Source organism: Ruegeria sp. SAZD013 (assembly GCF_059612525.1).
This window is the reverse complement of the sequence record NZ_JBXWQT010000020.1, coordinates 338,156-351,123: the sequence shown is the minus strand read 5'-3', so window position 1 is coordinate 351,123 and position 12,968 is coordinate 338,156. Positions and strand designations below refer to the sequence as shown.

At 57.0% G+C, this 12,968-nt stretch carries 14 protein-coding genes; 1 reads left to right on the top strand and 13 read right to left on the bottom strand.

The annotated features are described in order from the left end of the window. Positions 1 to 67 precede the first annotated feature (67 nt). From AC2FLU_RS07965 to AC2FLU_RS07905, 13 genes are all read right to left on the bottom strand, one after another. Positions 68 to 646 carry an OmpH/Skp family outer membrane protein gene (locus tag AC2FLU_RS07965; RefSeq protein WP_496714502.1) on the bottom strand — a complete coding sequence of 193 codons (579 nt, stop codon included), beginning with the start codon at positions 644 to 646 and terminating at the stop codon, positions 68 to 70. A gap of 6 nt (positions 647 to 652) precedes the next feature. Continuing rightward, positions 653 to 3,013 carry an outer membrane protein assembly factor BamA gene (bamA, locus tag AC2FLU_RS07960; RefSeq protein ID WP_496808523.1) on the bottom strand — a complete coding sequence of 787 codons (2,361 nt, stop codon included), beginning with the start codon at positions 3,011 to 3,013 and terminating at the stop codon, positions 653 to 655. A 128-nt stretch (positions 3,014 to 3,141) separates the two neighbouring features. Beyond that, positions 3,142 to 3,270, bottom strand: a complete 129-nt coding sequence (locus tag AC2FLU_RS07955; protein WP_267364732.1) for a hypothetical protein — start codon at positions 3,268 to 3,270, stop codon at positions 3,142 to 3,144. Between the two features lie 79 nt (positions 3,271 to 3,349). Beyond that, positions 3,350 to 4,702: an RIP metalloprotease RseP gene (gene rseP / locus AC2FLU_RS07950; protein WP_496808524.1), complete on the bottom strand. Its 1,353-nt coding sequence runs from the start codon at positions 4,700 to 4,702 to the stop codon at positions 3,350 to 3,352. 4 nt (positions 4,703 to 4,706) lie between these two features. Further along, a complete protein-coding gene (dxr, locus tag AC2FLU_RS07945; protein WP_480603673.1) occupies positions 4,707 to 5,879 on the bottom strand; it encodes a 1-deoxy-D-xylulose-5-phosphate reductoisomerase in 1,173 nt (390 codons plus the stop codon). Continuing rightward, the gene (locus AC2FLU_RS07940) at positions 5,879 to 6,661 is read right to left on the bottom strand and encodes a phosphatidate cytidylyltransferase (RefSeq protein ID WP_480545597.1); all 783 of its coding nucleotides are present in this window, start codon (positions 6,659 to 6,661) and stop codon (positions 5,879 to 5,881) included. Before AC2FLU_RS07940 ends, dxr begins: the two co-directional genes overlap by 1 nt. Beyond that, positions 6,658 to 7,389, bottom strand: coding sequence for an undecaprenyl pyrophosphate synthase (uppS, locus tag AC2FLU_RS07935; RefSeq protein WP_480472659.1), 732 nt, complete (start codon positions 7,387 to 7,389; stop codon positions 6,658 to 6,660). The genes AC2FLU_RS07940 and uppS overlap by 4 nt, the downstream gene beginning before the upstream one ends. Positions 7,390 to 7,398: 9 nt before the next feature. After that, entirely contained in the window at positions 7,399 to 7,962 is a 564-nt protein-coding gene (gene frr / locus AC2FLU_RS07930; protein ID WP_480472657.1) for a ribosome recycling factor, read from the bottom strand. Between the two features lie 181 nt (positions 7,963 to 8,143). Beyond that, positions 8,144 to 9,139 carry an acryloyl-CoA reductase gene (gene acuI, locus AC2FLU_RS07925; RefSeq protein ID WP_480553443.1) on the bottom strand — a complete coding sequence of 332 codons (996 nt, stop codon included), beginning with the start codon at positions 9,137 to 9,139 and terminating at the stop codon, positions 8,144 to 8,146. A 106-nt stretch (positions 9,140 to 9,245) separates the two neighbouring features. Further along, on the bottom strand, positions 9,246 to 10,349 hold the full coding sequence (locus tag AC2FLU_RS07920; protein WP_496811927.1) for a dimethylsulfoniopropionate demethylase: 1,104 nt from the start codon (positions 10,347 to 10,349) through the stop codon (positions 9,246 to 9,248). Next, positions 10,350 to 10,484, bottom strand: a complete 135-nt coding sequence (locus AC2FLU_RS07915) for a DinB family protein (protein ID WP_480623060.1) — start codon at positions 10,482 to 10,484, stop codon at positions 10,350 to 10,352. 153 nt (positions 10,485 to 10,637) lie between these two features. After that, positions 10,638 to 11,342, bottom strand: a complete 705-nt coding sequence (locus AC2FLU_RS07910; RefSeq protein ID WP_480553439.1) for a DUF1326 domain-containing protein — start codon at positions 11,340 to 11,342, stop codon at positions 10,638 to 10,640. A gap of 4 nt (positions 11,343 to 11,346) precedes the next feature. Then, positions 11,347 to 12,111 carry a DUF2182 domain-containing protein gene (locus AC2FLU_RS07905; RefSeq protein WP_496808541.1) on the bottom strand — a complete coding sequence of 255 codons (765 nt, stop codon included), beginning with the start codon at positions 12,109 to 12,111 and terminating at the stop codon, positions 11,347 to 11,349. A gap of 115 nt (positions 12,112 to 12,226) precedes the next feature. On the opposite strand from AC2FLU_RS07905, the gene AC2FLU_RS07900 reads away from it, so the two are divergent. Next, positions 12,227 to 12,958, top strand: coding sequence for a FadR/GntR family transcriptional regulator (locus AC2FLU_RS07900; RefSeq protein WP_496808526.1), 732 nt, complete (start codon positions 12,227 to 12,229; stop codon positions 12,956 to 12,958). Positions 12,959 to 12,968: the final 10 nt, after the last annotated feature.

The window sequence follows — 12,968 nt, the reverse complement described above, 5'->3', positions numbered from 1 at the left end:
GGTATCCCGTTCTGAATGTTTCTTTTTCAGCGTGGTTAGCAATACAGCCTCGTAAGGGCAAGCGAACCTATTCGCTCTTGTCTTTTTGCAGCCCGCTGCCATCGCCAATTGCCGTGTTTACACGGGTTATCGCAGCTTCTGTGATATCTGACGTGCTTACAACGACATTGGAACGTTCGATGATCACGCTGGCCCCAAATTCGCGCAGCAAATCAACAAGGATCGGTCGAACTATTTCAAAGAACGTCTGTTGCGCCTCTTCGCTGCGACGCGCCAACGCGTCAAGCTTTGCTCTTTGCCCGTCACGGTGGGACTGCACCTTGACATCGAACGCTTCGGCCAGAGGTCGAAACTCTTCGGCTGGCATGGTTGCACGCTTTTCAGTCAGGTCTTTTTCCTCGCGGCTGAGTTCCGCGACGATCCGCTCATTTTCTTCCGCAAGCATCGCGCTTTCTTTTTCGATCTCGCGCAGCACGCGCTGCCCGAATGCCGAGTTCTTGAACAGCTGCTCGCCGGACAATGTGACCACGCTGGCTTGCGGAACACCCAGTTGCTGTGCTTCAGCCGAAGGGGCCTGAAACAGCATCAGAAATGCACACAGGGCCCAAAGCGGGCCCTGTATCAAGGTAAAGAACCTGTTCGTCATCGCAGATCAGAACCGAGCCTGAATGGTCAGGTCAAAGTTCTGTTCCTTGTCGAACGTTTCCTTTTTCAGAGCCTTCGAGAAGTTGAACTGCAAAGGTCCAAACGGTGTTTCCCATAGGACCGAGATGCCGATTACGTGACGAATGGACCCGTCTGCACCAACGATATTTGCCCCTGCGGTGTTCACATCGTTGATGTTGTATAGGTTTCCAACATCATAGAACAGACCGCCCCGCAGGCCCAGCTCCTCGGGCAGACCCAAGGGGAAATCGGTTTCAAAACGCGCGACCCAGTAATAGTTGCCACCGATGGCATCATCCTGGCCATTGGACAAATCACGCGGGCCAATACCGGCCGGTTCAAACCCGCGGAAGGTACGAGGCCCCAAAACAAAGCGGTCAACAGCGCGGCTGAAACCATCGCCAGTCCAATTAAACGCACCCAGTTCCAGTGTTGCACGCAGAACGACTTCTTCGTTCCAGACCCGTGTTTGGGCGATCCCGCGAGCGGTGGTTTTGAAGTATTTGTTATCGCCACCAAGACCCGCCGCGTCGACGCCAACCTCGAACAGAACGCCTGAATTCGGGTCCAGACCACCGATCCGGCTGTCATAGATGTATGACAGTCCCAGCGAGCTGGATGTCCGTTTCCCCTGCGCAATCTCAGACGCAATCACCGCACCGTTGACCTGATCGCTCTGCTGGGTCATCTCGCTGCGGTCCCAGTCATAGCGCAACCGAAGAGCAGAAAGTTCGCCGATTGCATAGGTCAGTTGAGGTGTGAAAAACAACGAGCTCGTGTCGTAACTTGCAAAGCCGGAATTGGTTGCCGACAGACCCAGTCCAAGGTCGAAACGCAGCTTTCGGCCCAGCAAATAGGGCTCGGTAAAGTTAATCGTGTACTGTTCTGAATCCTGTGCTGTCGAGATGGACACACCAAGATTCTGACCGCGTCCCAGGAAGTTCGCCTCGTTCAGGCCGATTGCAATCCCGAAGCCGTCTGTGACCGAGTAGCTGCCGCCAAGGCTCAGAGAGCCTGTAGGCTGTTCTTCGACATCAACATCCAGAATGACCTGGCTGGGTGACGACCCTTCCCGAGGCTCAACTTCCGCAACCGCAAAGAACCCAAGCGCATTGATGCGTTCCGCGGCCTGACGGATTTCACGCGGGTTGAACGGGTCACCTTCGACGGTGTCGAACTGACGGCGGATCACACGGTCCAGCGTGGTGGTGTTGCCTTCGATATCGATCCGCTCAACAAAAATACGCGGACCCTTCGTCAGAACAAATTCGACGTCCAGGGTAAGATCTCGGTCATTGCGCGTCACACGCGGTTCAACACGCAGGAAATCAACGCCCTGCTTCAACCCAAGGCGCTCTTGCCGCGCGATCGAGTTTTCCACCAGCGTCGGCGTATAGGTCACGCCAGGTTTGATTTTCAGCGCATCCTGATACGGCGCCGCATCGACCCCGGGGATTTCGCTAACCGTCGTTATCTTTCCAAACGAGAACTTTTGGCCTTCGGTGACGTTCATCACCAGAAAGAAGGCATCCCGTTCGCGGGTAAATTCGACGTTGGCGCTGTTCACACGGAAATCGATATAGCCCCGCGACAGGTAGAAATCACGAATGACTTGTTTGTCGAATTCGATGCGGTCGCCGATAAACGTGTCGTTGCGGAAGAATGTCCGCAGAAACGTTGCCTGTTTGGTTTCCAGTACCCGGCGCAGCCTCCGGTCCGAAAAGGCGCGGTTGCCGACAAAGCTGACGCGCTCGACCTCAATGGTCGTGCCTTCTGCCACTTCAAAGACCAGATCGACCCGGTTGTCGCTGCGACGGATGATGCGAGGAATGACAGTTGCCGCGACACGACCCTGGGCCGAATACACTTCGGCGATCGTGTCAGCATCCGCTTCGGCCGCCTGAGGCGTAAAAACCCGGCGTGGTTGCGACGAGATCACGTCCAGAAGAACGTCGTCTTTGACGCGAGCATTCCCTTCAATGCTGATCTGGTTGATCGTTGGGTATTCCTGAACCTGAATGACCAGAGTCGTGCCGCGCGGTGTCAGTTCGACTGTTTCAAATACACCACTGTCAAGCAAACGCTGATAGGCATCGTTAAGCTGTCCGGCCGTTACGGTCTGGCCCGGTTCTATTCCGGTACGAGCGATGATTGTCCCGGTTTCGATCCGGCGATTCCCCTCAACATCAAACGAGTTGATCGTGTAGCTTTGCGCCGATGCCGCATGTGGAAACGCCAGTAAGCTTACCGCAACAAAAAGGAAAAAAACCGTTAGCGCCTGCCACAAAATATTGTTTATCGGCTTATGCCCCCCGCAGGATGTGCCTGCGTCTCGCCTGTCAGTCATTTTATGCTCTACCCAGAATTTTGAGACTTTAATGCTGAGTAACGGGATTGAATGAGCTTGTCAAAAGGCGATATCGAAGCAGTCAGGCAGACAGCCACGGGACAACAGACCTACGATTTAGCCGAGAATCACATTCCCGCCAGATAGGCGGCCCCAGCCATTGCCAACGCTGTAACGGCAAAGCTCAGCATAACGTCCCAATTCAACATGAACAGGAAGCTAAAGCTTTGATACGATTTTTTCAGCGTTTTGGACATGACTGTTCCCTTTTGACGGAAATACTCTAGCGCTGAAATATGGCGGGAATGCGGCTGGAATTTGCTCCAGCCGCCACATTCAGCAGAACAGGTCGTTGCTGACCGAAAACAGCATCAGCGTCAGAATGATCGCAATTCCAATGCCCATGAGTATGCGCAACGCCCGGTCGCTGGGTGGTTTCCCGGCAATGGCCTCGTAGGCGTAGAAAATCAGATGCCCGCCATCCAGCGCCGGAATGGGAAACAGGTTCAACAAGCCTACGGCCGTCGAAAGGACAGCAATGAAGAAGATAAAGTTCTGCGCCCCCTGGCTGGCCATCGCCCCCGAGGTTTCGGCAATTCCGATTGGCCCCGAGATGTTGCAGGTGCTGATTGCGCCCGTCACCATGTGCCACATGCCGGACAAGGACCCTTCGATGACGCGGCCTGTCTGGATGACACCGCCCTTTAGGGAATCGAAAAGACCAGCCGGTACCGTAGCAGGCTCCAGCATCATGCCACCGACGATTCCGATGCGCCAATGGGTGACAAAACCACCATCAGGCTGCGGTTCATCCGTGCGCCGGGGCGCTAGGGCAAATTCCAACTCGGACCCATCCCGCCAGACTTCAAGCAGCAAGACGCGGCCGTCCGATCCTTCGACATGATCCTTTAGCTGTTCGAAGGCAAAGATCGGTTCACCATTGACCGAGGTGATGACATCCCCTTGCTTCAGTTGGATATCCATAGCCGCGCTACGCGGAGCAACCTGACGGATCAGCGGCGGAAGCATCCAGGGGGCCTGAACCTCAAGGGGGTGGCCATCGCGGATCACGGAATAATCCAGAACCGGTTGAACAGGCAGTTGGTCGATGAATTCCTTCCATGCGACTTCTTCGTCATAGTCCGGTGTCGGACGACCGGCGATAGCCGTAATCACATCTCCCTCGCGCAATTCCTGCACGGTGCCTGGCAAAGGCTGCAACGCGCCAACGGTCAGGGGTTCACGCGAAACGCCCTGTGACCAGAAGATCAGGCCAAAAACCAGAATGGACATGGCGAAATTAAAGACCGGGCCAGCCGCGACAGTTGCTGCCCGTGCCCATAGCGGGGCGCCGTGCATGGTGCGGCGCAACTCCTCAGGATTTTGGGTCGCGATGTCTTCCATCGCCTCTTCATCCTTGCCCGAGGCCGCATTGGCATCGCCCAGAAACTTTACATATCCACCAAAAGGCAATGCTGCGATCTGCCACTTGGTTCCGCGCTTATCCTTGCGGCTCCAGAGCACCGGCCCGAACCCGAGCGAGAAGACTTCGGCATGGATACCCGACCACCTGCCCACAATGTAGTGGCCATATTCATGAACGGCCACAATGACCGACAGCGCAATAACAAAGGCAACAATCGTCCACAGCAGATTGCCGAATTGCGGGATCAGGGAAAGTACGTCCAAAATTCTATCCTGCTCGTTCCATCACAGTGTTATCGACCCACTGACGTGCCAGATGGTCGGTTTGCTGTACGTTATCAAGTGTCATCGGGGCATCAATAAGGCCACCCGTTGCGTCAAACCTGTCCAATACGGCAGAAACGGTGTCCGCCATATCAAGAAAGCCGATCCGGCGCGCAATGAAGTGATCCAGCGCGCGTTCCTTGGCGGCATTGAATACCGCGCCGGCCAGCCCACCGCGCTCCATAACGTCCCAAGCAAGTTTTAGGGCTGGATAGCGTGTGAGATCCGGTTCGTTAAAGCGCAGCTGAGCCAGCTTTGCCAGGTCCAGCCGCTGAACCGGCAGCTTCTGCCTTTCCGGCCAGTGCAACGCATACCCTATGGCATGGCGCATATCGGGGGCGCCCATATGTGCCATCATTGCGCCATCTCGAAACCCGACCATTGCATGGACAATGGATTCGGGATGAACCAAAACTTCGATTTGATCCGGAGATACTCCGAAATATTCTTTTGTTTCTATTACTTCCAACGCCTTGTTGAACATCGAGGCACTGTCGATTGTGATCCGCTGTCCCATATCCCAATTCGGATGGCTGGACGCTTGTTCGACGGTGGCGTTTGCCAGATCCTTCAGCGGCCAGTCGCGGAACGCTCCGCCACTTGCGGTGATAATCACGCGTTCGACCGTTTTGATATCTTCGCCAACCAGCGCCTGAAACACGGCAGAATGCTCACTGTCGACCGGAAGCAAACGCGCGTCATGGTTTTTTGCAGTTTCCAGAACCAGTGATCCGGCGCAGACCAGTGTTTCCTTGTTGGCCAAGGCCAGTGTCGTCCCTTGTTTCAGGGCTTCGATCCCAGGCGCAAGGCCCGCTGCCCCGACGATTGCTGACATGACCCAATCCGCCGGACGCGCGGCAGCCTCGGCAATTGCGTGCGGCCCGGCCGCCACTTCGACCCCACTGCCTGCCAAGGCGACGCGCAGGTCCTCCAACCTGTCTTCGTGTGCCGTGACAGCCAGATCGGCGCGCAACCGACGAGCGTCATCGGCAAGTTGTTGAATATTCGCACCGCCGGTAAGCGCCACCACATCATAGCCTTCGGGATTACGCGAAATCAGATCAAGCGTGTTTTGCCCGATCGAACCCGTGGCGCCAAGAACGGAAATCCGTCGCATTACATCTCACCCGGCGTGTACAGAAGCCCTGCGATCAGAACAAACACCGCAGCCCCCATCATGCCGTCGAACCGATCCAGAAAGCCGCCATGGCCGGGGATCAGGTTCGAACTGTCCTTGACCCCGAACTTACGTTTGATCGCGCTTTCGATTATGTCACCCGCCTGGCTGGCCATTGATGCGAAAACGGAAACAACAACAAAGGCAAATCCGAAACCCGCGTGGCTTGCGAAGGCGATACCGACACAGGCCGCGGCAGCCCATCCGCCTGCCGTTCCAGACCATGTTTTCTTGGGGCTGACCTTTGGCCAGAACTTGGGCCCTCCGACCATTTTGCCCACAAAATAGCCCGCCACATCCGTGGCCACCACCACCGCTATCAGCCAGACCATCCAGCCAAATCCCGAGTTTTCGCGAATGGAAATGAATCCCAGACCAGCCGCAACAATCCAGACCGCGAACAAGCCGTATAAGGTTTTCGAACGACCGATCTGTCCCATACCCACCAAAGCTGGCGCAAGCACGACAGGGAGCGTGTATAGCGCCGGCAGGTGGTAGCTGAGGATAACGGCAAACGCAGTCAGAACGCCCAACTGCACGGCCACACCCTGGCTTTCAGGGTCAATCATCCGGACCAGTTCCCAGGTCATCAGGCCACAAGCAGCTGCAATGAAGACCTCGAACCAGAGACCGCCAAGCCAGACTTCGATCGCCCCTATCGCAACCAGAACGGCGGCAGAAAGGACCCGGCTCGTCAGATCAGACCACCGGCCATCACTCATGCCAGAACCGCCCCGTACCGGCGCTCTCTGGCCCCATAGTTGCGACATAGCCTTTCGAGTTCTGCTGCGGTGAAATCCGGCCACAACGTATCTATAAATTCATACTCGGAATAGGCGGACTGCCACAGCAGAAAATTTGAAATCCGTGCTTCGCCACTGGTTCGAATGACAAGGTCGGGATCCGGAAGAACGCGTGTATCCAGATACTTAGGCAACGTTTCTTCATCCACATCCTCGGGTTTAAGCCGCCCGTCGGCCACATCCCGCGCGAGACGTTTGGTGGCGCGCGCTACCTCGTCCCGACCGCCATAATTCAGGGCGACCGTCAGATGAACAAGGTCGTTGTCCTTGGTTTCTTCTTCCAGTGAATCCATCAATTCGATCAGTTTTGAATCCAACCTTACCCGATCACCTATGAACCGAACCCGGATGCCATTATCCGCCAGGGTCCGTGTCTCCTTGATGATGTAGCGCCGAAACAGGCTCATCAACCCGGCCACCTCAACCTGCGTTCGCTTCCAGTTCTCAGTCGAGAATGCAAACACAGTCAGATACTTGATCCCCAGATGTGGGCAGGCCTCAACAACCTCGCGAACACGGCGCGCACCGGCATGGTGCCCAAACAGCCTGGGGCGACCACGCGCCTGTGCCCAGCGGCCATTGCCATCCATGATGATAGCGACATGGCGCGGGCCGCAGACCGGATCGGTTTGGGGATCTTTCGGCATCAGACCAGATCAGACCTGCATGATTTCAGTTTGCTTGGTTTCAAGCGCCGCATCTACAGCCTTGATCATCGCATCCGTCAGATCCTGCACTTCGCTTTCCCACAGCTTCTGGTCGTCTTCAGACATACCGTCCGCTTTTGCCTTCTTGATCTGATCCATGCCGTCCCGGCGCACATTGCGGATCGCGATCCGGGCGCTTTCCGCATATTGGCCAGCGACCTTGCCCAGTTCACGGCGACGCTCTTCGTTCAACTCGGGAATCGGCAGCATTATGATTGTGCCGTTCAGCTGCGGGTTGATGCCCAGTCCGCTTTCGCGAATGGCCTTTTCAACCTTTCCTACCAATGACTTATCCCACACATTTATAGTGACCATGCGCGGCTCTGGGACGTTGACGGTGCCCACCTGGTTGATCGGTGTCGTCGAGCCGTAAGCGTCTACCATAATAGGCTCAAGCATCGAAGCCGATGCGCGCCCGGTTCTCAGCGAGGCAAATTCGGTTCTCAGATTGGCCATTGCGCCATCCATGCGGCGTTTCAGGTCATCGGTGTCCAGTTCGAAGTCGTCAGACATGCTGCTCACTCCCCGTATTCAGGTACTCTTTGGATGGGTCTTACGCCATCACATTTGGGATGTATAGCAATCATGAGGCGGTTTTGTACCAATGGCCAGAGGTGTTGCGATCAATTTGTACCAAACGCACCTTCGCAAAACCCGACACGGCATCGTATCGGGTTTAGGCTGTCATCTGCGCTCAGGCATTCAAATCGACAACAACGCGCCCTTTGACCTGCCCTTTCAGGATATCGGCACCCAGTTGCGGAAGATCAGACAAGGCCGCCGGTTGAACCATCGACTCGAGCTTGTCCATGGGCAGGTCGGTTGCGATCCTTTGCCAGGCACGAACCCGGTTTTCATAGGGTTGCATGACACTGTCGATGCCAAGAAGGTTCACACCGCGCAGCAGGAAAGGAATCACCGTTGCAGGCAACGCCGCACCGCCCGCCAGACCCACGGCCGCGACCGAGCAGCCGTATTTCATTTGCCCAAGCACACGCGCCAGCATCGCACCGCCCACGGCATCCACGCAACCCGCCCAGGTTTCACTTTCCAACGGGCGCTTGGTAGTCTCATTCAGCTCATCGCGGGGCACTATTGTCGTTGCACCCAGCGATTTCAGATAATCTCCGGTTTCGGGTCGCCCGGTCACGGCAGCCACCTGATAGCCGAGATGACCCAGAATGGCAGTGGCCACCGACCCGACACCACCGGCCGCCCCGGTTACCAGAACCGGGCCGCGATCGGGGGTCAGCCCGTGATCCTCCAACGCCATCACGGCCAGCATCGCGGTAAACCCGGCGGTACCAACAGCCATCGCCTGCCGGGTATCAAGCCCATCCGGCAGAGGAACCAGCCAGTCCGCCTTGGCACTGGCTTTCTGCGAATAACCACCCCAATGCGCCTCGCCTACCCGCCACCCGGTCAGAACAACCTTGTCACCCGGCTTGTAACGCGCATCGGTCGATGCCTCGACAGTACCGGCATAATCAATTCCGGGGACATGCGGATACGCCCGCACCAAACCGCCCCCCTTGGGGGACAGACACAGACCGTCCTTGTAGTTCACTGTGGAATATTCAACCGCGACCGTGACGTCGCCATGCGGCAGATCATCCAGCGTGAGTTGCCTGACCGACGCGCTCGCCAAACCGCTTTCTTCGTCCTTGTCCATCACAAGTGCATTGAACATCTCTCAATTCCTTTCGTGTTTCTGTAACCGGCCCGTTGTTTCACCTGGCCCCAAATATCCCGGGGGAGTCGCGCAGCGACGGGGGCAGCGCCCCCAAAACCCCCCTTTAAATCCAGAAATGCGGCTGCACGGTCGCGCGGCGCATTCCATCTGGTGTTTCTACGTCCAGCTCCGTTCCCGCATCCCAATGGCTCAGGCGTACCATGCCAATGGCGACGTTGGTGTTGAAATCGGGTGACCACGCGGCCGAGGTCACCTGCCCCACACGCTTGCCGTCCGCGTAAAGGCCCCATGGGCGGTCGCAGCCCGGTACAGGATCGCCGGCAATGGCGACGGGGCGGATTTGCTGAACAGGCCCTTCCTTGGCCACACGCAGCAACGCGTCCCGACCGATACAGCCAATCGCAGTATGTGTGTTGCAGAACTTGCCCAAACCGCACTCATGCGGGGTGTTGTCGTCGGTCATGTCATTGCCATAAGACAGCAGACCACCTTCAATCCGTTCGATCAAGTTCGGGCATCCGGCGCGCACCTGCAAATCTTCCCCTGCTGCAAACAGGGCGTTCCACAGGGGCATGCCGATATCGCTGCCTTCCACATAAATCTCGAACCCGCCCTGTTTGGAATAACCGGATCGCGCCACAGCCAGATCGCGACCTTCAAACTGGAACATATCGAATTTGAAGAACCGGATGTCGCGCACCCGGTCGCCAAAGACACGCGCCATCAGGTCGTCGGCTTTGGGACCCTGAACAGCAAGAGGTGACACATCCGGTTCGTCCACCAGCACATCCAGACGATATCCAACGGCGATTCCCTTGACCCACAACAACAGGTCGCTGTCAGCGATTGAAATCCACCAGCGGTCTTCGGACAGTTTTACCGCAACCGGGTCATTCAGCATGCCTCCGGTTTCGTCCACGATGGGGACATAGAAACATTGCCCCGGCAACATCCCCCGTAAATCGCGCGGGGTCAGCATCTGCATCAGACGCGCGGCGTCCGGTCCGCGTAGCTCGATCTGCCGCTCGCATGCGACATCCCAGACCTGCACGTGGGATTTCAGGTGCCGGTAATCGGCTTCGACGCTGTCGAAGACCGTGGGCAACAGCATACGGTTATAAACCGTGTATCCCTTGACCCCTGCGGCCTCGACCCCTTCTGAAAACGGTGTGCGCCGCAAGCGGCGAGAGGCGGAAATCTGCGGCATTCAAACCTCCTTGGGCATAAAGACGATGTCGCTGACGGGCGTTTGCGAACCAACTTCGGTCAGCATTTTGTGCAATTGATCCCGGTGGTGGGTCTGATGGTTGAAGAAATGGATGACACAGTTTTCGTAAGACATTGTGATGTCGACCTCTTTTACGACTAAGCACCTTTTGATTGGCCCAAGCAACAGACAGTTTCTGATGCGACAACTATTGCAGAAACTCGGCCAACTGCGAGTTTTGCCAGTGATTTTACCGCGCCATCTCTTGCGCAAGTGCGCCTGAGATCATCACTTGGGCCCGTGCCAATCAATCGGACAGATTTCAGCGGACTTGCCGCCAAAATCCCAAACGCGCCCGTAGTCGCGCACTTTCGACTTGGTGCCGCGGGCCACGATGATGTCAGGACCCATCCAGTATTTTGAGTTTGAAACCATCACGGGATGTTCGGGGTCTTTGCCCGCCAGCATCTCGATCTCACCCTGAATCTTGCGGCCGATCATGATGCGGCGCTTGGTGCCGTCACGCTCGATCTGAACCGGCGCCCGTTCGGCCCCGATGATTTCGCTGACGAGCATGGTGAACAGACCGGTGGTACCGCCCGCCTGCCCGCTGAAGATTTGCAGCAGCCCGTTATAGGCTTTGCCGCTGGCGCGCTCATCTACGTAAGCCGCCACTTTCCACTGGCCTTCGCCCATCCGGCCGGGAATATCGACCAGCAGGCCGACATTCAGACCCGACAGGTCCTCGCCCTCGTAATGGCCCTCATCAACGACAATACCCATCCAGGCATGACAATGCCCTTCGGTCGGAGGGTGCGCGCCCAGTGAAACGACGCAGGGACAGAACACATCGCACGAGCAGTTCAGGATCAACTCCCCCTTGATGGCCCAGTCCGTCGGGCTCATCTCGCGACGTTTGGGATTGGGCATCCGGCTGTCGATACGCTGGCTGACGGGCAACCGGTCGGCATCCGGTTTTCTGTTCTTTGCCATTGGCTTATCCTCCGTAGTTAATAGGGTAAACGAGCAGGACAAGACCGCCCGCAATCAATACAAATCCCACCGGTCGGGTTACAGCATGACCGATCTGGGGAAGTTTCTCCAAAACCATGAATAGGGTCGCAAGACCCATCCACAAAAGGCTCATGACACCGCCCACAAAACCAAGCGCCATGAAACCCCAGCAGCATCCGACGCAGAAGGCACCAAGGTCCAGCCCCATGCGGACGCCGCCCGCAAATCCAGTTCTCCAATGGCCCAGGAAATAGGCCATAGGGGCGTGGCACACACCATGGCAGACCTCTTTGACGCGCGAGAACTGAAACGCGCCAACTACGATCATCAACCCGCCCGCAACCCAGCCGGACCTGGCAATGCCCAGCATATCAATCACGCCACCAAACAGCAGGGCCCGCTGCGTTCCCGCGATCACAGCCGCAAACCCGACCCAAACCAACGAATACCCTGCAAGTACACCCAGCCAACCGGCACGGGTGCCATTGGCACCGCGGATCAGGTCGTCATAGCTGCGCAGGGTTGGCACAAGTGTCGGCAGCATCATGGCCGCCATCATGATCGCCCACATCCAGAACAGCGTGCCAAACTCGGCCATCGGCATGTACATATCCATGCGCGGGTCCATCGCAGCCATCGCCTGCCCCATGGGCCCCGGACGACCAATCAGGTCAAGGTCCATGTCGCGGCCCATCGCGAACATGACCCACCACGCCCACAGGATCAGGACATAAAAGCCCAGCCACATTCCGCTGCGCAGCCAAGTACGACTCACTTCGGCCTCCCGACTCAACTCTCTTGCTTTTCAAATGTCAGACTTTTAAATGTCAGACAAATAAAAATTTGCTCAGGGTCTTCTGAACATGAAAACCGCACCTCGGAAAACCGCCGACCTGTCTGCCCAGATTGCGCAAGCCTTCCGGGACGCGATTGTTTCAGGCGAGTTGATCGTGGATGCGCGCCTGCCCTCGGAAGCGGAACTTTCCGAGCAATTTCAGGTCTCGCGCCCAACGGTGCGTGAGGCTTTGAAACGACTGGCGGCGCAGTCCCTGATCCGCACGCAGCGTGGCGCTACCGGAGGTGCGTTCGTGAACCGCCTGAGTTTCGAAGATGCCTATTCGCAGCAGATCACAACCTCGACCCTGCTGCTGTCGATGAACGCGGTCAGCTTTGATACGGCCTGCGAGGCCCGCTATGCGCTGGAGCGCGCCTGTGCCCCCCTGTCTGCCCAAAGACGAACGGCGGATCAGCTTGCCACGATGCGGGCGGAAATTTTTCGCCAGTCCCAGCCCGGCCTGACGGATGAGGCATTTTGTGCCTCAGACGTCACGTTCCACAGGGCCCTGGTGGACGGGGCCGACAACCCGGTCCTGTCCTATCAACTGGCTGGCGCGGTCGAGGCGATGCAGCCTTTGATGAACATGATTACCTTCACGGCACGTTCGCGCGAAGAAATCATCGCATTGCACACCAGAATTGCAGACGCGCTTGAGGCCAGAGACGCAGATACCGTCGACGCCGCGCTGGTCGATCTGGAACATTACACACAGCAACTGGCCCACGATGTGGCCGAACGCAAACGGAAACCGGCCTGAGGGCTTAAAC

Coding starts and splice junctions, on each gene's coding strand:
- AC2FLU_RS07965 (WP_496714502.1), bottom strand. CDS start 646: ATGACGAACAGGTTCTTTACCTTGATACAGGGCCCGCTTTGGGCCCTG.
- bamA (WP_496808523.1), bottom strand. CDS start 3,013: ATGACTGACAGGCGAGACGCAGGCACATCCTGCGGGGGGCATAAGCCG.
- AC2FLU_RS07955 (WP_267364732.1), bottom strand. CDS start 3,270: ATGTCCAAAACGCTGAAAAAATCGTATCAAAGCTTTAGCTTCCTGTTC.
- dxr (WP_480603673.1), bottom strand. CDS start 5,879: ATGCGACGGATTTCCGTTCTTGGCGCCACGGGTTCGATCGGGCAAAAC.
- AC2FLU_RS07940 (WP_480545597.1), bottom strand. CDS start 6,661: ATGAGTGATGGCCGGTGGTCTGATCTGACGAGCCGGGTCCTTTCTGCC.
- uppS (WP_480472659.1), bottom strand. CDS start 7,389: ATGCCGAAAGATCCCCAAACCGATCCGGTCTGCGGCCCGCGCCATGTC.
- frr (WP_480472657.1), bottom strand. CDS start 7,962: ATGTCTGACGACTTCGAACTGGACACCGATGACCTGAAACGCCGCATG.
- acuI (WP_480553443.1), bottom strand. CDS start 9,139: ATGTTCAATGCACTTGTGATGGACAAGGACGAAGAAAGCGGTTTGGCG.
- AC2FLU_RS07920 (WP_496811927.1), bottom strand. CDS start 10,349: ATGCCGCAGATTTCCGCCTCTCGCCGCTTGCGGCGCACACCGTTTTCA.
- AC2FLU_RS07915 (WP_480623060.1), bottom strand. CDS start 10,484: ATGTCTTACGAAAACTGTGTCATCCATTTCTTCAACCATCAGACCCAC.
- AC2FLU_RS07910 (WP_480553439.1), bottom strand. CDS start 11,342: ATGGCAAAGAACAGAAAACCGGATGCCGACCGGTTGCCCGTCAGCCAG.
- AC2FLU_RS07905 (WP_496808541.1), bottom strand. CDS start 12,111: ATGTGGCTGGGCTTTTATGTCCTGATCCTGTGGGCGTGGTGGGTCATG.
- AC2FLU_RS07900 (WP_496808526.1), top strand. CDS start 12,227: ATGAAAACCGCACCTCGGAAAACCGCCGACCTGTCTGCCCAGATTGCG.